General features: G+C 68.0%; 14 protein-coding genes. 8 read left to right on the plus strand and 6 right to left on the minus strand.

Annotated elements, in window-relative coordinates; genetic code table 11:
• Nucleotides 1-215: 215 nt before the first annotated feature.
• The gene (locus tag MJ777_RS00120; protein WP_239311941.1) at nucleotides 216-665 is read right to left on the minus strand and encodes a hypothetical protein; all 450 of its coding nucleotides are present in this window, start codon (nucleotides 663-665) and stop codon (nucleotides 216-218) included.
• A 5-nt stretch (nucleotides 666-670) separates the two neighbouring features.
• Nucleotides 671-1,153: an Asp23/Gls24 family envelope stress response protein gene (locus MJ777_RS00125; protein WP_239311943.1), complete on the minus strand. Its 483-nt coding sequence runs from the start codon at nucleotides 1,151-1,153 to the stop codon at nucleotides 671-673.
• 326 nt (nucleotides 1,154-1,479) lie between these two features.
• Here MJ777_RS00125 and MJ777_RS00130 point away from each other — a divergent pair, with 326 nt between their 5' ends.
• Nucleotides 1,480-2,484 (plus strand): 4-(cytidine 5'-diphospho)-2-C-methyl-D-erythritol kinase, encoded by a 1,005-nt coding sequence (locus tag MJ777_RS00130; RefSeq protein ID WP_239311945.1) that lies wholly within the window; start codon nucleotides 1,480-1,482, stop codon nucleotides 2,482-2,484.
• Between the two features lie 45 nt (nucleotides 2,485-2,529).
• The gene (locus MJ777_RS00135) at nucleotides 2,530-4,395 is read left to right on the plus strand and encodes an ABC-F family ATP-binding cassette domain-containing protein (RefSeq protein WP_239372271.1); all 1,866 of its coding nucleotides are present in this window, start codon (nucleotides 2,530-2,532) and stop codon (nucleotides 4,393-4,395) included.
• 163 nt (nucleotides 4,396-4,558) lie between these two features.
• Here MJ777_RS00135 and MJ777_RS00140 read toward each other — a convergent pair whose 3' ends face one another.
• Nucleotides 4,559-5,548: an acyl-CoA desaturase gene (locus MJ777_RS00140; protein ID WP_239312531.1), complete on the minus strand. Its 990-nt coding sequence runs from the start codon at nucleotides 5,546-5,548 to the stop codon at nucleotides 4,559-4,561.
• 473 nt (nucleotides 5,549-6,021) lie between these two features.
• Between MJ777_RS00140 and glmU the strand changes: the two genes are divergently transcribed.
• From glmU to MJ777_RS00155, 3 genes are all read left to right on the plus strand, one after another.
• Nucleotides 6,022-7,515 (plus strand): bifunctional UDP-N-acetylglucosamine diphosphorylase/glucosamine-1-phosphate N-acetyltransferase GlmU, encoded by a 1,494-nt coding sequence (glmU, locus tag MJ777_RS00145; RefSeq protein ID WP_239312532.1) that lies wholly within the window; start codon nucleotides 6,022-6,024, stop codon nucleotides 7,513-7,515.
• A gap of 61 nt (nucleotides 7,516-7,576) precedes the next feature.
• Nucleotides 7,577-8,551: a ribose-phosphate diphosphokinase gene (locus tag MJ777_RS00150; RefSeq protein WP_239312534.1), complete on the plus strand. Its 975-nt coding sequence runs from the start codon at nucleotides 7,577-7,579 to the stop codon at nucleotides 8,549-8,551.
• Between the two features lie 142 nt (nucleotides 8,552-8,693).
• Complete coding sequence (locus MJ777_RS00155) at nucleotides 8,694-9,785, plus strand: esterase family protein (RefSeq protein WP_239312536.1); 1,092 nt, start codon at nucleotides 8,694-8,696, stop codon at nucleotides 9,783-9,785.
• Nucleotides 9,786-9,874: 89 nt separating this feature from the next.
• Here MJ777_RS00155 and MJ777_RS00160 read toward each other — a convergent pair whose 3' ends face one another.
• Nucleotides 9,875-10,570 (minus strand): NeuD/PglB/VioB family sugar acetyltransferase, encoded by a 696-nt coding sequence (locus tag MJ777_RS00160; RefSeq protein ID WP_239345618.1) that lies wholly within the window; start codon nucleotides 10,568-10,570, stop codon nucleotides 9,875-9,877.
• Between the two features lie 167 nt (nucleotides 10,571-10,737).
• Here MJ777_RS00160 and MJ777_RS00165 point away from each other — a divergent pair, with 167 nt between their 5' ends.
• Nucleotides 10,738-11,379, plus strand: coding sequence for a 50S ribosomal protein L25/general stress protein Ctc (locus MJ777_RS00165; protein WP_239312550.1), 642 nt, complete (start codon nucleotides 10,738-10,740; stop codon nucleotides 11,377-11,379).
• A gap of 19 nt (nucleotides 11,380-11,398) precedes the next feature.
• A complete protein-coding gene (pth, locus tag MJ777_RS00170) occupies nucleotides 11,399-12,004 on the plus strand; it encodes an aminoacyl-tRNA hydrolase (RefSeq protein ID WP_239312552.1) in 606 nt (201 codons plus the stop codon).
• Nucleotides 12,005-12,056: 52 nt separating this feature from the next.
• Here the strand turns inward: pth and MJ777_RS00175 are convergent, their stop codons facing one another.
• Both MJ777_RS00175 and MJ777_RS00180 read right to left on the minus strand, forming a co-directional pair.
• Nucleotides 12,057-13,100: a TolB-like translocation protein gene (locus MJ777_RS00175; RefSeq protein WP_239345621.1), complete on the minus strand. Its 1,044-nt coding sequence runs from the start codon at nucleotides 13,098-13,100 to the stop codon at nucleotides 12,057-12,059.
• 32 nt (nucleotides 13,101-13,132) lie between these two features.
• The gene (locus tag MJ777_RS00180) at nucleotides 13,133-14,473 is read right to left on the minus strand and encodes an MFS transporter (RefSeq protein ID WP_239310936.1); all 1,341 of its coding nucleotides are present in this window, start codon (nucleotides 14,471-14,473) and stop codon (nucleotides 13,133-13,135) included.
• 429 nt (nucleotides 14,474-14,902) lie between these two features.
• Here MJ777_RS00180 and MJ777_RS00185 point away from each other — a divergent pair, with 429 nt between their 5' ends.
• On the plus strand, nucleotides 14,903-19,789 hold the full coding sequence (locus MJ777_RS00185; protein ID WP_239372273.1) for a DUF4082 domain-containing protein: 4,887 nt from the start codon (nucleotides 14,903-14,905) through the stop codon (nucleotides 19,787-19,789).
• The last annotated feature ends 22 nt before the right edge of the window (nucleotides 19,790-19,811 follow it).

Genomic DNA, 19,811 nt, shown 5'->3' on the forward strand with positions numbered 1-19,811 from the left:
ATGGTAGCCGCTCACTTCGGCACATCCGGTCCGGGGCGGCCGTTCCGGTCGCCGAGCCCGCAGGCCAGCCATGAACACAGCGGGGTCGCCGCCTCTGTCCGGGTGGTTCTCCCGGATGAAGCGACGTGCCTCGGCGCGTCGGGCGGCGGCATCCGCCGCCCCGTCCAGCCGCGCTGGCCCGGACTGGCCGGTGGCGGGCCCGACCGGCCTGTCGGTCATTGTTTTCCGGCCCTGGTGCTTGTACGGGTCGTTCCAGCCGCGGCCGACTTGGTCATGGCCGTCTTCCCCCGGGCCGCCCTGCCGCCGGCCGTGCCGCGGGTGTGCGTTCCACCGGTGCCGCGCGGCTGGCCGGCGGGCCTGGTGACGGGCCTGTCAGGGAGGATCTCGAGATCGTCGACGAGCACGTCGATCCGCTCGCACTCCGGAGCCACCGCGGTGACCGCGCTCCGGACCTGGCTGGCGATCTCGGCAATCGTCGGCCCGAACTGGCCGACGACATGGATGGCGACCCCACCCAGTACCTTGCGGACGCCGACGACGCGCTGGCCGGGCAGATACGTGACCACGTTGCCGCTGGCTCCGGGAGACAGCGCGGCGACCGCGGAGCACCGGGCAACCGCGGCCGCGATCGCGGCCGGCCGCGCGGACACAACCAAGCGGGCCATGACTGCTACTGCACCCGGGCCTGCTTGTCGTCATCATCTTCGGGGATGTAGACGTCATCAACAGCGATGTTGACTTCGGTCACCTCCAGACCGGTCATTCCCTCGACCGAGCTGACGACGTTGCCGCGGATCGCCTGTGCGAGATCCACGATCGACACGCCGTAGTCGACCACGACGTCGAGATCTATTGCCGCCTGCCGCTCGCCGACCTCGACACCGACTCCCTGCGAGACGTTGCGGCCGGACGAGCCGGGGATACGCTGGCGCAGCGAACCGACCGCGCGGGCGCTGCCGGAGCCGAGATTGTGCACGCCTTCGACCTCGCGGGTCGCCACGCCCGCGATCTTGCGGACGACCGAGTCCGCGATGGCAGTCCTGCCTTGGCTTGTCACGAGTTCGGTGGTGCTCCGCCGGGACACGCCGGCCCCGTCGCGGTGGGCTGTCTCGCGGGTCACGGGAGCGGTTTTCTCGGTGGTTGTCGTGCTCATGACGTGCCTCCGCAATCGTTGGAGTCGTGGGGATGGATCCCTCGGCTTTCCGGAGATCTCCGGCCGGGCGGGCCCCGTGGCCAGCGGCCGCTGGCCGTCCACAGGCGACAGCCGGTCGTGCTCGGCGCGCTCAACCAGCTGGTATGCAGCGTCCTACCCGGTGGTGAGGGGGCCACTCGCGTCCGGCCGGCCGGATAGGTTCGTTGGTGCCCGGTCGGAACACGCCCCACAAGTGAGTGAAGGAGCGTCCGCTGCCTCGGTCTCATCCGCACCCTTCGGGTGCGCCCGGCCCCGGTCGGTCGTCTGTGCCCGCCCAGGGCAACCGGGTGACCGTCCGGTCACCGGCAAAGGTCAACCTGCATCTTGGGGTCGGCCCGCGTCGTGACGACGGCTATCATGCGGTAATTACGATTTTGCAGGCTGTTTCACTCTATGACGACATCACGGTTACGGCTGCCCCGGACGGCGTCACCGACCCGGACGCGGTGGAGCCGGTCGTCGCGGTTGAGGTCATCGGGGAGGGTGCCGCGGGTACCACCCCGGCCGCGCTGCCCGGGGACCCGGCCGTGAGCTCGGCGGCGGCCCGGATCTCCCTGGTTCCGACGGGCTCGGACAATCTGGCTGTTCGTGCCGCCCAGGTGCTCGCGGCCCGCGCCGGGGTACGTGGTGCGGGGGCGCGCCTGAGCATGGTCAAGGGCATTCCGGTCGCGGCGGGGATGGCTGGTGGCAGCGCCGACGCGGCCGGGGCGCTGGTCGCCTTCGACACCCTGTGGGGTACTGGCCTGGACCGCTCGGTCCTCGCGGAGCTCGCCGCCGGGCTCGGTAGCGACGTGCCGTTCCCCCTGGCCGGGGGGACAGCGCTCGGCACCGGCCGAGGCGAACAGCTGACGCCGGTCCTCGGGCGCGGCGAGTACCACTGGGTTTTCGCGCTGGCTGACGGCGGCCTGTCCACCGCGTCCGTCTATGCCGAGTTCGACCGGTTGTCCGAGGGGCGTCTGCGCACCGAGCCCACGCCGCCTGGCGGGGTACTGGCGGCATTGCGTACCGGAGACCCGGTCGAGCTGGGCAAGGCCCTGGTGAACGATCTGCAGCCGGCCGCGTTGCGGCTGCGCCCGTCGTTGCGCCGCGTGCTGGAAACCGGGACCGAGCTCGGGGCGGTCGGCGCCATCGTCAGCGGCTCCGGGCCGACCTGCGCCTTTCTCGCGCGGGACGCCGCGCAGAGCGTAGCTCTGGCGGCGAGCCTCGCCGGGATGGGCGTCTGCCGGGCGGTTCGGCGGGCGTACGGCCCGGTCGCCGGTGCCCGTGTGATCGACCCTGGCGTGTCCGGGTGAACCGGGGATGCCTCCTGCCGAGTCAGCTCCGATGAGTGCCACCTGATGAGCGCTGTCCTGGTCACGATGGAGGCGGTGGTGGCCGCCTTCGGCACCCGTGTCCTGCTGGACCGCGTCAGCCTCGGGGTGGCGGCCGGAGAGCGGATCGGGGTGGTCGGCCGCAACGGCGCGGGCAAGAGCACCCTGCTCAAGCTCCTGGCCGGGGAGGCTCACCCCGATGCGGGCCGGGTCGTGCGCACGGGATTCCTGCGCGTCGGTATGCTGTCCCAGGACGACCGGCTCGTGCCCACGGCGACCGTGCGGCAGGCCGTGGTCGGTGACGTGCCCGACCACGTGTGGGCCGCGGATCCGCGTCGCCGGTCGGTGCTCAGCGGGCTGGGCCTGCTCGACCGCCTGGACGACATCGTCGGGCAGTCATCCGGTGGGGAGCGTCGGCGTACCGCCCTGGCCGCGCTGCTCGTCGATGACTTCGACCTGCTGGTGCTGGACGAGCCCACCAACCACCTCGACGTCGAGGGCGTCGCGTGGCTCGCGTCCGAGCTGGCCTCCTGGCGTGGCGGGCTGCTCGTCGCAACGCATGACCGGTGGTTCCTCGACGAGGTGTGCGACCGGGTCTGGGAGGTCGTCGACGGCCGGGTGGACGCCTACGACGGCGGCTACAGTGCGTACGTGCTTGCCCGCGCGGAGCGGGCACGGCGGGCTGACGCCGCCGAGGCCCGGCGCCAGAATCTGCTCCGTAAGGAGCTTGCCTGGCTGCGTCGCGGCCCGCCGGCCCGGACCGCCAAGCCGCGCTTCCGCATCGAGGCGGCCAACGCCCTGATCGCTGATGAGCCGCCTGTGCGCGACACCCTTGGCCTGCGCACCTTTGCCGCCTCCCGCCTCGGTAAGGATGTCTTCGATGTCGAGGATGTGACGCTGCGCCTCGGTGACCGGGCGCTGTTCGCGAACATGACGTGGCGGTTGGGCCCGGGGGACCGGGTGGGTCTCGTCGGGATGAACGGGAGCGGGAAGACCACGCTGTTGCGCCTGCTGATCGGTGCGGCGAGCCCGGATTCCGGCAGTGTCCGGGTCGGGCGCAGCGCGCGTCCCGCCCTGCTCACCCAGGAGATCCACGGACTGGACCCGCGGCTGCGGGCGCTGGAGACGGTCCAGGAGGCCGGTCAGGTCCTAGAGGTCGGGCCCCGGCCGAAGCCGTCGGCGCATGCGCGAGGCGCCGCCGGGGACGGCGGGCGGAGCCGGGAGCTGACCGCGGGCCAGCTGCTTGAACAGTTCGGCCTGCCGTCGGCCCGGCAGTGGACACCGGTCGGTGACCTCTCCGGCGGGGAGCGGCGCCGGTTGCAGCTTCTGCGGCTGCTCATGAAGCGACCGAACGTACTGCTCCTGGACGAGCCCACGAACGACCTGGACACCGACACGCTGACCGCGCTGGAGGACATCCTGGACTCATGGCCGGGAACCCTGGTTGTGGTCAGTCATGATCGCTATTTCCTGGAACGGACCTGTGACACGATTGTCGCTCTGTTCGGCGACGGCTCGCTGGTCATGTTGCCCGGCGGGGTCGAGGAGTACCTGTCTCGCCGCCGGGAGCTGAGCGCGGCGGGCGCCGGGCCGCTCACTGGCGCGGACGGCTCGGCCAGCGGTGGCGGTGGTGGCGGCCGGACCGCCGCCGTGGGCACGGCCGCGCCCGCGGCGGGCCGGACGCGGGTCGCGCGCAAGGAACTCAACCGGCTGGAGCGCGCGCTGGAGCGGCTGGGACGTCAGGAGACCGCTCTGCACGCGGCGCTTGCGGAGGCGGCTGCCGACCATGAGCGTCTACTCGCGCTCGACGCCGACCTGCGCGCGGTAGTCGCGGAAAAGGCTCGGACCGAGGATGCCTGGCTCGCTCTCGCGACCGACCTCGAGGATGCCTGACCCGCTTCATCCGGACAGCGCCTTCAGCCAACCCGTTTCGCGCATCAACGAGGTTCGCGTCAACCAGGTAAGAGGCTCCGGCAACAGGGATTCGGTTTGGCCGGCGACGCAGCCGGGGCGCGCGTCTGAACGCGCCCCGCCGAAATGACGCTTCCGAACACGCTCAGGACGTTGGCTGGACTTCTTTTGCCCGGATGCGTTCGGGAACTGGCCAACGGACATCATGGACGATTCGCAGCGTTTCCAACAGCTTGATCAGATAGGCGCTGGTGTCCAGTTGCCAGGGCTTGACCCCGTGGCGGGCCAGGGTTGGTTCGGCATGATGCAGGTTGTGCCAGGACTCGCCCATCGAAAGGAAGGCGAGCGGCCAGACATTTCCGGAACGGTCCCGCGATATGTACGGGTGCTTGCCGACGACATGACAGATGCTGTTGGTCGACCATGTCACGTGGTGCAGCAGGGCCACCCGGACCAGGCTCGCCCAGAAGAACGCCTGCAGCGCGGCTTCGAACGAGCCTCGCCACAGCCCGCCGATGAGCGCGGGCGCGGCGAGGCTCACCGCGGCGCAGAGCGCGAACATCCGGCTGACCCGGACCATGTCAGCGTCGTTGAGCAGGTCCGGAGCGTATCGGCGCTGGTCGGTCTGCTCGACGTCGAACAGCCAGCCGATGTGAGCGTGCCACAGGCCCTTGGCCACTGCCCGGGTGCCGGTGCCATAGCGCCACGGTGAGTGCGGGTCACCCTCCTTGTCGCTGAAGGCGTGGTGGCGCCGGTGGTCGGCGACCCAGCGGATCACCGGTCCCTCGATCGCCATGTTGCCGGCGATGGCGAGCGCGACACGTACGGGCCTGGAGGTCTTGAAGCCGCGGTGTGTGAAGTAGCGGTGGAAACCAATGGTCACACCATGGCCGGTGATCATATACATGGTCGCGGCCAGGAGCACGTCCTGCCAGCTGATCCACCGATTCCACAGCAGGGGTACCGCCGCGGCCAGCGCCGTCAGGGGAAGCACGATGATCGTGGCCAGCGTGATCTGTTCACCGCGGGCCTTGAGCGATGAACGCGGCGCGACGGTGTGGCGGGGCGGGGCGGTCACCCCAGGTGCCGCGCGGGCCGTGACGCCCGTCGCGTTCACTGTGTCTGTAGTGGTCATGAGACAATCCCCGCCCATCGGTCGTGTTCGTTGCCACGACGGCTTCCGTTGGGTCACGGTAGCTTGTTGCGGCAGTGTGTGGTGCTCGCCACGGGGAACATCCGTGCAAACAATCCGTGCGGCCGGGCTGACCGTCATGAGCCGGACACCCGCCGGCGTGATTGTGTGATCTTTGGCGGATTGGGTTCGTGCTGGTATACTGCGATCGATTTTCCTCGATCCGCCGTGGTGTAATCGGCAGCACAGGAGATTTTGGTTCTTCTAGTCCACGTTCGAGTCGTGGCGGCGGAGCGAGAGGTTCGACCGATGGCTACCAGCGTGACGTGCGGTCGGTTTATCCTTGTTGGGCTGTTTGTCGTCGCCCGAATTGTTCTTCCTGCCCATGATGGCGGCCGGTAAACCGTATCCGGTAAGCCGTGACCCGGTAAGCTCACCGTACACTGACGTTGATGTCCGCGATCACGGGAGCTCGTGTGAGTCAACCACGTCCGGCGGCAGTTGTCGTCCTCGCGGCAGGCGAGGGTAAACGGATGCGTTCCACCATCCCCAAAGTGTTGCAGCGTATTGCGGGGCGATCCCTGCTTGAGCACGTCCTCGCCGCGGTGGCTCCGCTCGACGCGCGGCGGCAGCTCGTGGTGGTCGGGCACGCGCGGGAACAGGTGATCGCGGCGGTCGCCGGACGAGCCCCGGCCGTGTCGCCGGTCGTGCAGGACGACCAGCGTGGCACCGGGCACGCGGTCCGGGCCGCGCTGCGGGCGGTGGCGGGTATCCAGCCGGATGAGCTGGTGGTCGTGGTCCCCGGGGACACCCCGCTGTTGACCGGCGCGACGATGGTGGCGCTGCTGGCCGAGCATGTCCGCGCGGACGCGTCGGCAACCGTGCTGACCGCCGAGCTTTCCGATCCGACGGGCTACGGCCGGGTGATTCGTGGACCGTCGGGTGACGTCCGGGCGATTGTCGAGCAGTCGGACGCGGACCCCGTCACCGCGGCCATCCGCGAGATCAATACCGGCGTGTACGTGTTCACGGCGGGTCCGTTGGTCGAGGCGCTGACATCCCTGACAACTGACAATGCCCAGGGTGAGGAATATCTGACCGACGTGATCGGGGTGCTTTTCGCACGCCGGCAGGCCGTGGCCGCCTGTCCGCTCGACGATCCGGGCGAGGCGTTCGGCGTGAACGACCGGGTCCAGCTCGCCGCGGCCGGCATCACCATGCGGGACAGAATTGTCACCGCGGCGATGCGGGCGGGCACCACGGTGGTGGATCCGTCCACCACCTGGATCGACGTCGATGTCGTCCTGGAGGCGGACACGACGCTGCTGCCGAACACGTTCCTGCACGGCAGCACCCGGGTGGCCGCCGCGGCCGTGGTCGGTCCGGACTGCACCCTGACCGACACGGTGGTCGGGGCTGGGGCCACCGTCAGCCGTACCACCGCGGCCGATTCAGTGATCGGGCCGGATTGCGTTGTCGGTCCGTACACGCACCTGCGCCCGGGAACGCACATCGGGCACGGGGTTAAACTGGGTGCCTTTGTGGAGACCAAGTCAGCCCAGGTCGCTGACGGTGCGAAAGTGCCTCATCTGGCTTACGTCGGCGACGCGGTGATCGGCGAACGTAGCAATATCGGGTGTGGGACGATCTTCGCTAACTACGATGGCATTGCCAAGCACCGTACGGTGATCGGTATGGATGTCAAGATCGGTAGTGACACCGTGCTGGTCGCGCCGGTGCGGGTGGGAGACGGTGCGTACACGGGTGCCGGTTCGATTATCACGGAGGATGTGCGACCGGGAGCGCTGGCCGTTCGGGAGGGCCGGCAGCGCACGATCGAGGGATGGGTGCAACGGCGCCGGCCGGGAACCGCGGCGGCTCGGGCCGCAACGGGCGATGTGGCTGGTGAACCCGGCCGGACGGGCACCTCCGCCAGCATTGCTGGCATGACCGGTGGGGGCCGGCTGTAGATACCTAGCGGATGCCGATGGGAACCGATCGTAATCGAATGGACCAGGTTGGAGAATCCTGATGGGCTACCAGACCGAGAACCGGCGCAACCTGATGCTTTTCGGTGGTCGGGCACATCCTGAACTGGTGGCCGAGGTGGCCGGCGCGCTTGACGTCGTGCCGGTGCCCACCAGCGCCTATGAGTTCTCCAACGGAGAGATCTTCGTAAGGTTCGAGGAGTCGGTTCGCGGGTGTGACGCCTTCGTGCTGCAGTGTCACTCCGCGCCGGTGAACACCTGGCTGATGGAGCAGCTCATCATGGTGGACGCGCTCAAGCGCGCAAACGCCAAACGCATCACCGTGGTGGCCCCCTTCTACCCGTACGCCCGGCAGGACAAGAAGCACCGCGGCCGGGAGCCGATCTCGGCCCGGCTGATCGCGGATCTGTTCAAGACCGCCGGTGCGCACCGGCTGATGTCGGTCGATCTACACACCGCCCAGATCCAGGGGTTCTTCGACGGGCCGGTTGACCATCTCTTCGCGTTGCCGTTGCTCACCGACTACATCGAGAGCAAGCTCGACACCTCCGCTGTAACGGTGGTGGCCCCGGACGCCGGCCGCGTCCGCGTTGCCGAGCGCTGGACCGACCGGCTCGGCTGCCCGCTCGCCATCATCCACAAACGACGCGACCCGGATGTACCGAACCAGGTCAAGATGTTCGACGTGGTCGGAGAGGTCAGGGGCCGGACCTGTGTCATCGTCGACGACATGATCGATACTGCGGGCACCATCACCAAGGCGGCCGAGGCGCTGAGCGAGAACGGCGCAACCGAGGTGATCGCCGCCGCGACCCACGGCGTGCTTTCCGGGCCCGCCGTCGACCGCCTGAAGAACTCCGACATCAGTGAGGTCGTGCTCACCAACACGTTGCCGCTGCGCAGCGAGGCCCGCATTGACAAAATCACAGAATTGTCGATCGCGCCGCTGTTGGCTGCCGCGATCAGGGCCGTCTTTGAGGACGGATCGGTGACTGAGCTCTTCGGCGGGGACGCATGACCGCCGGATCAGCTGTGTATCCGCCTGCCTGACCGCGAGTGTCCGTGTTCACTGTTCCGGCGCTGCCCGTGCCGCCCGTGCCGCCCGTGCCGCCCGTGCGGACACGAGCGGCGCGGGCGGCATCGGCCCCGGTGACTGTGCGATGAGCGGTTTTCCTGTTCTGTCCGGAGCCTTCATCGGTGTTCTCTCCATGGCGGCGACAGCCATGTGGATCGTGCTGTTCCGTATCCACCGGAAGTCGCCGCGAGCGCCCAGGGCCGTGGTTTGTCTCATGGCGGTGCTGCTCACGATCACGGTGGCGGCTGACGCGGTCAACGCCTACTTCAGCTACCTCCCCCGGCTCGGGGATGTGATCGGAGCGGCCACGGAGGGGGGTTCCGACCCACATCTGAGGACCACGGACCTGCGCCCTTCGACGACGTCAGCCACCGTGCGTTCGCATCCGCACGGAGCGGTTCTGGCCCTCCCGGTCCCCGACAGGGGCAGCGGATTCGGGGCGACGACCGCACTCGTCTATCTTCCACCGCAGTACTTCGACCGGTCACAACGGCGCTTTCCGGTGCTTTACCTCATCCACGGGTCACCTGGGATCCCAGCTGACTGGTTGCGGGGTGGGCAGGCGGCCGATGCCGGTGACCGGGTCGCGGTCACCGGCCATCCGGTGATCATAGTGATGCCGCGCATGAGCCATGGCTGGCTTGACGACCCCGAGTGCGTTGACGGCATCGGTGAGCGCGTCGAGACCCACCTGCTGCGTGATGTCGTACCGGCGGTCGAGGCGACGCTGCGGATCGAGCCCGGATGGACCAACCGGGGCATCGCCGGGATGTCCGCCGGCGGTTACTGCGCGCTTAATCTTGGGCTGCGGAACAGATCCATGTTCGGGTCGATCATAGACATGTCCGGGCTGACTCGCCCGACCCACACCGGCGGCCTGAGGCCGTTGTTCGGGGCCGGTCCGCAGGCGCCGGCCGCCGCGCTGGCGAACAGCCCGGATCTCTACATCGATGGCCTTGGTCCGGGCCCGCGGCCGCAGGTCTGGCTTGACGTGGGACGTCATGACCGCAAGGTCGCGGGCGCCATGAGGCACATGCACGATCTTCTCGACGCGGACGGCTACCCGGTGCAGCTGCACGTGCGGCCAGGAGTACACACGTTCACCGTCTGGCGGCCGGCGTTGCGGGACGCGCTTTCCTGGTTCGCGGCTGACGTCGCGCGGGTGTCCGCCGCGTAGCGACCCGCGGGCAGAGGGGATCCGCGCTGGGCACGGCGGCCGGCACCTCGCGCCATCGGTCCCGGGCACTGGGTCGGTGGTCTCAGTGGTCAGTGGTCAGTGCGGACCGTGCCGCTGCCAACGCTGGTGGCGGGCGCGGCGCCGCGCAGGAAGCGGGCCGGGCTGCCGACCCAGACCTCGGCCGCGGGCACATCGGCGAGTACGACCGTGCCCATGCCGACCGTTGACCACGGGCCGACCGAGAGGTTCTCCCGGACCAGCGCGCCCGCGCCGACGTAGGCGCCCGCACCCACGCGCACCCCGCCGGCCAGCGAGACCGACGCGCAGATCGTCGCGAAGTCCTCCACGACGTCGTCATGGGTGAGCACCGAGTTCGGCATGATCGCCACGTGGTTACCAATCGTGACAGCGGTGGTCATGGTGATGCCACCCAGCAGGATCGATCCATGACCAACCGTGCAGGACGGTGGTACATGGACCCCAGGATGGACGACGGTGGCGAAGCGCTCCGCGCCGATGCCAGCCGCGGCCAGCCGGGCGGCGAGCCGCGCTCGTACCGCGCCGGAACCGGGGCAGAGCAGCACCAGCGCGTCCGGCATGCTGGTGATGACCTCGGTGCCACCGAGCACGGGCAGACCGTCCAGCACACAGCCCCAGCGGGCCGGGTTGTCGTCGGTGAAGCCGAGCAGCCGATGGCTGTCCGCGGCGTGCACGGCCTGCGCCGTCTCACGGGCGAGCCCGCCCGCACCGACCAACAGCAGCGGCTGACGTGCGCGATCTGTCACGGGACCTGTTATAGCTCGTACCGATGCGAGGCTGACCCACCGGAGGGCGGGTCAGCCCTGCCGCGTCCCGTCCGGTACTGTGAAGGACCGCGCTGTTCCGGCAGGCGCTTCCCGCTTGTTTCGCGCCGCGCCGTTGTTCCCCAGCCTGTAGGAGGATGAGTACCGCCATGTCCGAGGTCCGCATTGCCGCGGAGCCGCGTACCGAGTTCGGCAAGGGCGGGGCTCGTCGTACCCGCAAGGCCGGCAAGGTCCCGGCCGTTCTGTACGGTCACGGTCAACCGCCCCGCCATATCTCGCTGCAGGCCCACGAGCTCCTGCACGCGTTCAAAACCAGTGCCGGCACGAATGTGCTGCTCCGGCTGGAGCTGTCCGACGGGACTCAGCTCGCTCTTCCCAAGGACGTCCAGCGGCATCCGATCAGAGGTAGTTTCGAACACGTCGACCTGGTCATCATCCGTACCGGCGAGCGGGTCACCGTGGAGGTCCCGGTCGTACTGGTCGGTGACGCCCACAGCGACACTCTCGTCGACCAGCAGCTGACCACCGTCTCGGTGCGGGCCGACGCGACTGACATCCCCGGGTCGATCGAGGTCGACATTGCCGGCCTCGAACCCGGCGCGAACATCAATGCTGGTCAGCTCATCCTGCCCGCGGGTTCCATCCTGGACACCGACGCGGGGCAGGTCGTCGTCCAGGGGCTGGCGAAGTTGACGGTCGCCCAGATGGACGCCGAACTCGCCGGGGCCGAGCAGGCAGCCGGCGGCGTGACAGCCGCCGCGGCGGGCGAGAAGACCGACGCCTCGGCCTGATGAGCCCGCTGGTGGTGTCATGACCGGCTTGGGAGCCGATGGCGCGGTTGCCGGGCCATGGCTGGTCGTCGGACTGGGCAATCCCGGTCCGACGTACGCCGGTAACCGGCACAACATCGGCTTCATGGTCCTCGATCTGCTTGCCGAGCGGGTCGGGGACCGTTTTCGGACCCATCGGGCACGCGCCGACGTCATGCAGACGCGGCTTGCCGGGGCCCAGGCGGTGCTTGCCAAGCCACATTCGTTCATGAACGCCTCGGGCGGCCCGGTCGCGGCTCTGCGTGCCTTTTTCAAGGCTGAGGTAGGACGAGTTCTGGTCGTGCACGACGAGCTGGATATCCCTTTCGGAGCTGTCCGGCTCAAGCTCGGCGGCGGCGACAACGGTCATAATGGTCTACGATCCGTTACGGCTTCGCTGGGCTCGCGTGACTACCTGCGAGTTCGGCTCGGTATTGGGCGTCCACCCGGTCGGATGGACCCCGCAGACTTCGTCCTGCGGGACTTTTCCTCGGTCGAGCGCAAGGAACTCGCCGTCGTGGTGGACACCGCGGCGGACGCGGTCGAACAGGTCGTCGCCGAAGGGCTGGCCGCGGCCCAGAATCGTTTTCACTCACTGACCCGGTAGCGGCCCGCTGGCCCGCTGGCCCGCTGGTGACCCGGTCGACGCGCCGCTCTGGTCAGCCCGAGATCCCGGTCTGGACGAAAGCGGGCGACCACGCCTGCGCCACCAGTACCCGAGGGGTACCAGACCCATCAGCGGCCACTCCCCACACATCATTGATCACGCTGTCCTGGTCCGAGGTTCTCGGCAGGCCGTAGGCAACGGTGTTCTGGTCGAACCAGGCAGCCTGGTCATCAACGCTACGGGTCTCGGCGAGCGGTGTCTCGCGCATCGTCGCGAGGTCCAGCACGGTCAGCCGCCACTGCACCAGGCTTCCCTGGGCGCGTTTCTTGAAGGCGATCCGGGTTCCGTCCGGTGACAGGGACGGGCATTCGACGTTGGTCGTCAGGGTGCGCAGCGTCCGCGTCCTGATGCTGCCGACCACAAGATAGGTCTGGCCACCGGTGGACAGCGTCGCGTACAGGCGGTCATCGTCATGATCGAAGGTCACTCCCCAGAAGTTGGCGTCGGTGGGGTGGATCTCCTTGCCATCCCTGGTGACGGTGAACGACTCGAGATTGCCGATCTCCCGGCCGGCGGAGACGTCGTAGAGCGTCGTAGCGGTCGAGAAACCCGCGCTTGCGTAGGAATGGCCCGAGACGAACGTGGTTACCGCGGCCAGCCGGCCGTCCGGGGACAGGCGGGCCCGGCTCGGAATGCCCACGATGTTGAAGCCGTGCCGCACCTGCATGTCCGCAGAGAACGTGAACGCCTTGTAACTGGTGTAGATCCCCGGGCTCGCCGCCAGGCACAGCCCGACCGTGGCCACCATGTCGACACGGTCGCACTGCAGGTTCGTGACGACGCGCGGAGCGGTCAGGTCGTTGAGCTTCGCGACGGACACCTCGCCGTAGCTAGGCCCGCGTTCGCTGCTGCGGAAGACGACCACCGGGGTGCGCAGCAGCGAGGTCAGGTCGATCGGACGCGGGCTTGCGGCCTGGGCCGCTACCGGGGACGAGCGGTGGGCGAGGCTGATCCCATAGCCGATGGTGAGCGCGACAGCGCACAGTACAACCACCGCGAACGCTGCGCGCCGGCGCCAGCGGTTCGAGCGCGGCACGGTCGATCTTGCTGATGATCTGGTGCTGGCGGTCACATCGTCCTCCGCAGAGCTGACCATGCGATGGCAAGGGCGACGGCAAGGAGAACAGCAGCCGCGGTCAACGCGGTTTCCACACCGGCGACCGTCCACAGCGCGCCGAAGGCGGCCGAGGCCGCCAGCTGACCGAGTGACACGCCGGTCTGCACCAGCGCCAGGCCGGTGGTTCGAGCTCCGGCGGGCAGCGCGGCGCTGGTGAGTGCTGACAGGACGCCGTCGGTGGCAGCGTAGTACAGGCCCAGGAAACCCAGACAACACAGTAGCGCGGTCATCCCCCGCAGCGGCGAAAGCAGCGTCACGTAGACACCCAGCAGAGCTCCGAAGCCACCGAGAAACACCCGGGCCCGCCCGATCCGGTCCGCCAGCCGTCCGAGCGGAACCGAGGTGAGCAGGTACATACCAGATGTTCCGGCCGCGAGCAGAGGGAACATCGTCGGCGTGATCTCGAGAGTTCGCTGCATGCGCAGGTAGATGAACGCGTCGCCGATGGTTGCCAGCGCCAGCACGCAGCCGGCCACCAGAATCCGGCGCAGCCGCCGGTCGGTCACGGCGAGCATCATATCTCGCAGTGACATTTTCATTGTTGGTTGCGCCGGCATATCGGCGGGGGCCGCAGTTCCGGCGGGGGCCGCAGTTCCGGCGGGGGCCGACGGGCCGGGCCGTCCAGCGGGTTCGGGAGCCGGGCTGCGGTCGACGAAGAACACCAGGACAGCCAGGCCCACCACACCGGCACACGCGCTGACCGCGAAGACGAGGCGGTAACTGCCGGGAACGGTCGACAGGACCGCGAACGCCGCCACCGGGCCGAGCATCGCGCCGAAGGTGTCCATGGCCCGGTGCACCCCGAACGCGACTCCGAGACCGTTCTCGGTGGCGGCCAGCGAGAGCAGCGCGTCCCGAGGTGCGGTGCGGATGCCCTTACCTACCCGGTCGGTCACGATCGAACCCGAGACGACCGCCGCCGAGCCCCCGGGCACGAGCAGAGCGAACCTGGAGAGCACCGACAGCGCGTAACCCGCCGCGGCCACGTCACGGTGCCGTCCGAAGCGGTCCGAGGCTACGCCTCCCGCCAGCCGGACCAGCGCGGTCACACCTTGGTACAGGCCGTTGACGACGCCGACCTGGAGCGGGCTGAAGCCGAGGGAGAGGACGAGGTACAGCGGCAGCACCGCGGTGACCATCTCGGTGGACAGATCGGTGAGCATGCTGGTGAGGCCGAGCATGAGTACGACCGGGGCGACGGCCAGGCCCGCGGGGCGTCGGGCCGGCCGTGACTGATCGGATGCGGCCTCCGATGGGCGGGGCGGTGGACCGTCACGCAGTGTCGAGTACATGGGCACTTTTCCCTTTGGGCAAGTTAAGAATCAACTGTCAATATTTAATACGACTTTTTGCCAAAATTTTTCCTAAATTTAGGGCTCGCTGTTGACCGGCGATCGGGCTGTGTGTCGTTAAGGGGACAATTTTCTGGTCATCAACACAACATGCGGACTGAGACTGGATATGCGACGCCATATAGGGTAATTTCTGATGGTCGGGCTCCGGTAGGGGGGTAGCCCGACGTCCAGGAGGGGGCTGCTTCGCCGGGGGGTCGGCGCGGTGCCGCGGTACTGCCGTGGCAGCCGGGCCACAGCTGGGGAAGCTGGGGGGGTCGAGCATGCCATGTCGATATATCACCGATTTTCGGACTCCGTCCATCCTGGGGCTTTGCGTGATCAAATGACGTTCTTCCGGGGGCGTCTCCGCAGGTAGGAGTCCTGCAGGTGAGAATTTCAAACAGCGGAAAAAAGCTGTCCTCGGCGCTGGCCGCAAGCAGAACAAGGGCGTATTCGTGTCTCGTCTCGCCGCTCGCTTCACGATGGATTGTCCTGTCGGTAACGGTCGGGATTCTGATAGCCCTTTCCGTACCGCTTGCCTCTCGTGCGCGCGCGGCCGACCCATGTGGTCCGCCAGTCGTCAACCCGATCGCCTGTGAGAACACCCGGACCGGTTCGCCGCAGTCCGAATGGGACCTCGCCGGCACCGGCGACGACACCATCCAGGGATTCAGCACCGATATCAGTGTCAATGCCGGTGGCACGGTGCACTTTAAGATCAAGACCAGTGCCAGCGCCTATCGGCTCGATATCTATCGGCTCGGCTGGTACGGCGGTGACGGAGCCAGGAAGATGGCCACCGTCAACCACTCTGGCGTGCAGAACCAGCCTGCCTGCCTCTTCTACACCGCCACCAACCTCACCGATTGCGGCAACTGGGCGGAGTCCGCGGCCTGGGCGGTGCCGAGCAGCGCGGTCTCCGGCGTCTACGTGGCCAAGCTGGTCCGTACCGACACGGGCGCGGACAACCACATCGTCTTCGTCGTGCGCAACGATGCAAGCCACTCGGACGTGCTGTACCAGACCTCCGACACCAGTTGGCAGGCGTACAACTCCTTTGGCGGGGCGAGCCTGTACCCGGGGCCGATCGGACGCGCCTACAAGGTCAGTTACAACCGTCCGTTCACAACTCGTGGTGACGTTCCGGACGGCCGTGACTTCGTCTTCGCCAACGAGTACCCGATGATTCGTTTTCTTGAGCGCAATGGTTACGATGTCTCGTACGCCAGCGGTGTCGACACCGATCGTTACGGCAGCCTGCTGACCAACCACCGGACGTTCCTTTCGGTCGGCCACGACGAGTACTGGTCGGGCCCGCAGCGGGCGAATGTCGAGGCGGCCCGGGACGCCGGTGTCAACCTGGCCTTCTTCAGCGGCAACGAGGTCTACTGGAAGACCCGCTGGGAGCCGAGCACCGAGGGGTCCGACACCCCGTACCGAACCATGGTCACCTACAAGGAGACCTACCTCGACGTGGTCGACCCGCAGGACCCGCCGACATGGACCGGCACCTGGCGTGACCCACGCAAGAGCCCGCCAGCCGACGGCGGCCGTCCGGAGAACTCGCTGACCGGTACCGCTTACATGGTCAACAGTGACGACCTCACCATGATGGTCCCGGCCGCGGACGGCAAGATGCGCTTCTGGCGCAACACCGCTGTCGCCAGCCTGGCGCCCGGGACGTCGGCGGCTCTCTCCCAGCACTCGATCGGGTACGAGTCCGATGAGGATCTCGACAACGGCTTCCGCCCGGCCGGCCTCGTACAGCTGTCGACGACCACCGGCGCTGTCAGCCAGTACCTTCAGGACTACGGGACCACGGTCGCGGCCGGTACGACCACGCACCACATGACGCTCTACCGTGCCGCGAGCGGCGCGCTGGTGTTCGGCGCGGGCACCATCCAGTTCACCTGGGGCCTGGACGCCGTGCACGACGGCACGGCAACGGCGGTTGACGCCAACATGCAGCAGGCGACAGTGAACCTGCTGGCGGACATGGGCGCGCAGCCGGCAACGCTGATGCCAGGGCTGGTCACGGCCACCGCGTCGACGGACCACACGGCACCGTCGGTGGCCATCACCTCGCCGGCCGCCGCAACAGCCGTCACCAATGGCAGCCAACTGACCGTGACCGGTACCGCTGCCGACGCCGGTGGCGGAGCCGTCGGCGGTGTGGAGGTCTCCATCGACGGCGGCGCCACCTGGCATCCGGCGACCGGGCGTGAGAGCTGGACCTACACCGGGACGGTCCACGGCCTCGGGGCGCTCACTATCAAGGCCCGTGCGTCTGACGACAGTGCCAACATCTCGGCGCCGGTGACCGTATCGGTCAATGTCAGCTGCCCGTGCATGGTTTTCGGTTCCGCCGTGACCCCGAAGACGCCGGCGGTCACCGACACGACCGCGCTGGAACTGGGCGTCCGCTTCACCGCTGACGTCGACGGCTGGGTCACCGGAGTCCGTTTCTACAAGGGCAGCGGAAACACCGGTACGCACACCGGCACGCTGTGGTCGGCCACCGGCACCCAGCTGGCCACCGCCACCTTCACCGGGGAGAGCGCGTCCGGCTGGCAGCAGGTCACCTTCGCACAGCCGGTGCAGATAACCAGGAACACCGCCTATGTCGCCTCCTACTGGGCGCCGGCCGGGCACTACGCGGCGGACGCGGGCTTCTTCGAGGTGAGTGCGGCTGACGCCGTGCCGCTGCACGCGGCCAAGGACTCCGGGAGCGCTCCCAACGGGGTTTACCGCGCGGGCGGCACCGGGTTCCCGACCAGCACCTACGGATCCACCAACTACTGGGTGGACCCGGTGTTCTCCGATGTCGCGCCACCTGACGTCACCCCGCCGGCGGTGACGAGCCAGACACCGCTGCCCTCGTCGTCCAGCGTGTCGACGGCGGTGACCCCGACGGCGGTCTTCAACGAGGCCGTGCAGCCGGGGACAATCACCTTCACCGTCGGCGCGGGTGGGCAGAACGTGGCGGGTGGCGTCGGGTACGACGCGGCGACCAGGACCGCGACATTCACACCGACCGCGGCGCTGGCTACCGGTACGACTTACACGGCGACCGTCAGCGGTGTGCGTGACATCGCGGGCAACCTGCTTGCCGCTCCGGTGACGTGGACCTTCACCACCACGCAGCAGCCACCGGCGGACGGCCTGTGCCCGTGCGGTATATGGCCCGACTCCGCGACTCCGGCGAATATCACCGAAGCTGACACCGGCGCGGTCGAGCTCGGGGTCAAGTTCCGCTCCGACGAGGATGGAAAGATCACCGGTATCCGGTTCTACAAGGGGCCGGCGAATACCGGCACCCACACCGGGACGCTGTGGTCGTCCACTGGTACCCAGCTGGCTACCGGTACGTTCAGCGGGGAGAGCAGCACGGGCTGGCAGACGCTGACGTTCGCCACTCCCGTGTCCATTGTCAAGGACACCACCTACATCGCCTCCTACCACACCACCACTGGCCGCTACTCGACCACGCTCAACCAGTTCGCCTCAGCCGGGGTCGACAACCCGCCGTTGCACGCGCTCGCCAGCGGGCAGGACGGGCCGAACGGTGTCTATGTCTACGGCAACCATGCGTTCCCGACGCAGCCGTCGACCACGAACTACTGGGTTGACGTGGTCCTGTCGCTACCACCGGACGTGACCCCGCCGACGATCACCAGCACGGCCCCGGGCGCGGGCGCGAACAGCGTCCCGGTCACCGCGGCGATAAAGGCGGTCTTCAGTGAGCGCGTCACGCCGTCGAGCATCACGATGCGGCTGACTGACACCCAGGACAACAGCGTCATCGCGTCGACGGTGGCCTACGACGGGCCGAGCAGGACAGCGACACTCACGCCGACCGCGACGCTGGCGACCGGTCACGTCTACACCGTATCGGTATCCGGGGCGACCGACCCGACCGGCAATATGATGGCGCCCGTATCCTGGTCCTTCACCACCGCGGGCCGGTGCCCGTGTTCGATTTTTGACACGACTTCCGTCCCCGCGACGCTGGATTCCGGCGACACCCAGGGAGTCGAGCTCGGCGTGCGCTTCAGCGCGGATACCAGCGGCTGGGTGACCGGGCTGCGCTTCTACAAGAGCGCGGCGAACACCGGCACGCATGTGGGCACGCTGTGGACGAATAACGGCACCGCGCTCGCGACCGCGACCTTCACGGGTGAGACCGCGTCCGGATGGCAGCAGGTGAGCCTTTCCGCGCCGGTCGCGATCACCGCCGGCACCACCTATGTTGCCTCTTACCACGCGCCGAACGGCCATTACTCGGCCAGCGCCGGCGTGCTGAACACCACCGTCAACAACGCACCACTCCATGCACCGGACAGCGCTACCGCGGGCGGCAACGGACTGTACCTGTACGGCGCTGGTGGATTCCCTGACCACAGTTTCGCCGGTGCCCACTACTGGGTGGACGTGGTGTTCACCACGACCGCGCCGCCCGATAATACACCACCGGCGGTAGCGGTACGGTCGCCCTTGGGTGGTGCGTCGTCGGTCCCGGTGGACGTGGCGCCTCAGGCGGCCTTCACGGAGGCGGTCGTCCCTTCGACGGTCACCATGACCCTGTCCGGTGGGGGTGGCCCGGTCAGCGGCTCGGCCGCCTATGACGCCGCCGCGTTCACGGAGACCTTCACCCCCGCCGCGGCCCTGACGCCGAGCACTCAGTACACTGTCACCGTCAGTGGTGCCAAAGATGCGGCTGGGAATACGATGTCGTCCACCAGCTGGACGTTCACCACAGCCAGTGCATCAAGTCCGACCGGACCGTTCTCACTTTGGAGTGATTCGACAGTGCCGGGATCTGTCGACGCGGGCGACACCAACGCGGCTGAGCTGGGGGTGCAGTTCATACCCTCCGTGAATGGCCGGATTCTCGGCGTTCGTTTCTACAAGTCAGCAGCCAACACCGGTACGCACACGGGCACGCTGTGGAGCGGCTCCGGCACGGCGCTGGCCACCGCTACGTTTACCGGTGAGTCGACTACCGGATGGCAGGAGGTTCGTTTCTCGACGCCGGTTGCTGTTACCGCAGGTAGTACCTACGTGGTCTCCTACCACACCAGCGTCGGCCACTATTCCGTCAATGGTGGCTACTTCCTGTCATCCGGGCTGGTGAGTGGTCCGCTCACCGCGCCGTCCAGCCCTTCGTCCGGTGGTAACGGCCTGTATATCTACTCGGCCACCTCGGCGTTTCCAACAACCACGTATAATGCCGCCAACTACTGGGTTGACGTAGTGTTTGACCCGACTTCGTAGTCCTGTCGTCGTGCGGTGATTT

Origin of the sequence: Protofrankia sp. Cj5 (assembly GCF_917627405.1) — a bacterium.
GTDB lineage: Bacteria > Actinomycetota > Actinomycetes > Frankiales > Frankiaceae > Protofrankia.

Excerpts from the sequence above, each read along its gene's own strand:
- MJ777_RS00165 (WP_239312550.1), top strand. The coding sequence starts at position 10,738 with ATGTCCGAGGTCCGCATTGCCGCGGAGCCGCGTACCGAGTTCGGCAAG.
- MJ777_RS00180 (WP_239310936.1), bottom strand. The coding sequence starts at position 14,473 with ATGTACTCGACACTGCGTGACGGTCCACCGCCCCGCCCATCGGAGGCC.
- MJ777_RS00135 (WP_239372271.1), top strand. The coding sequence starts at position 2,530 with ATGAGCGCTGTCCTGGTCACGATGGAGGCGGTGGTGGCCGCCTTCGGC.
- MJ777_RS00140 (WP_239312531.1), bottom strand. The coding sequence starts at position 5,548 with ATGACCACTACAGACACAGTGAACGCGACGGGCGTCACGGCCCGCGCG.
- MJ777_RS00125 (WP_239311943.1), bottom strand. The coding sequence starts at position 1,153 with ATGAGCACGACAACCACCGAGAAAACCGCTCCCGTGACCCGCGAGACA.
- MJ777_RS00150 (WP_239312534.1), top strand. The coding sequence starts at position 7,577 with ATGGGCTACCAGACCGAGAACCGGCGCAACCTGATGCTTTTCGGTGGT.
- MJ777_RS00155 (WP_239312536.1), top strand. The coding sequence starts at position 8,694 with ATGAGCGGTTTTCCTGTTCTGTCCGGAGCCTTCATCGGTGTTCTCTCC.
- pth (WP_239312552.1), top strand. The coding sequence starts at position 11,399 with ATGACCGGCTTGGGAGCCGATGGCGCGGTTGCCGGGCCATGGCTGGTC.
- MJ777_RS00120 (WP_239311941.1), bottom strand. The coding sequence starts at position 665 with ATGGCCCGCTTGGTTGTGTCCGCGCGGCCGGCCGCGATCGCGGCCGCG.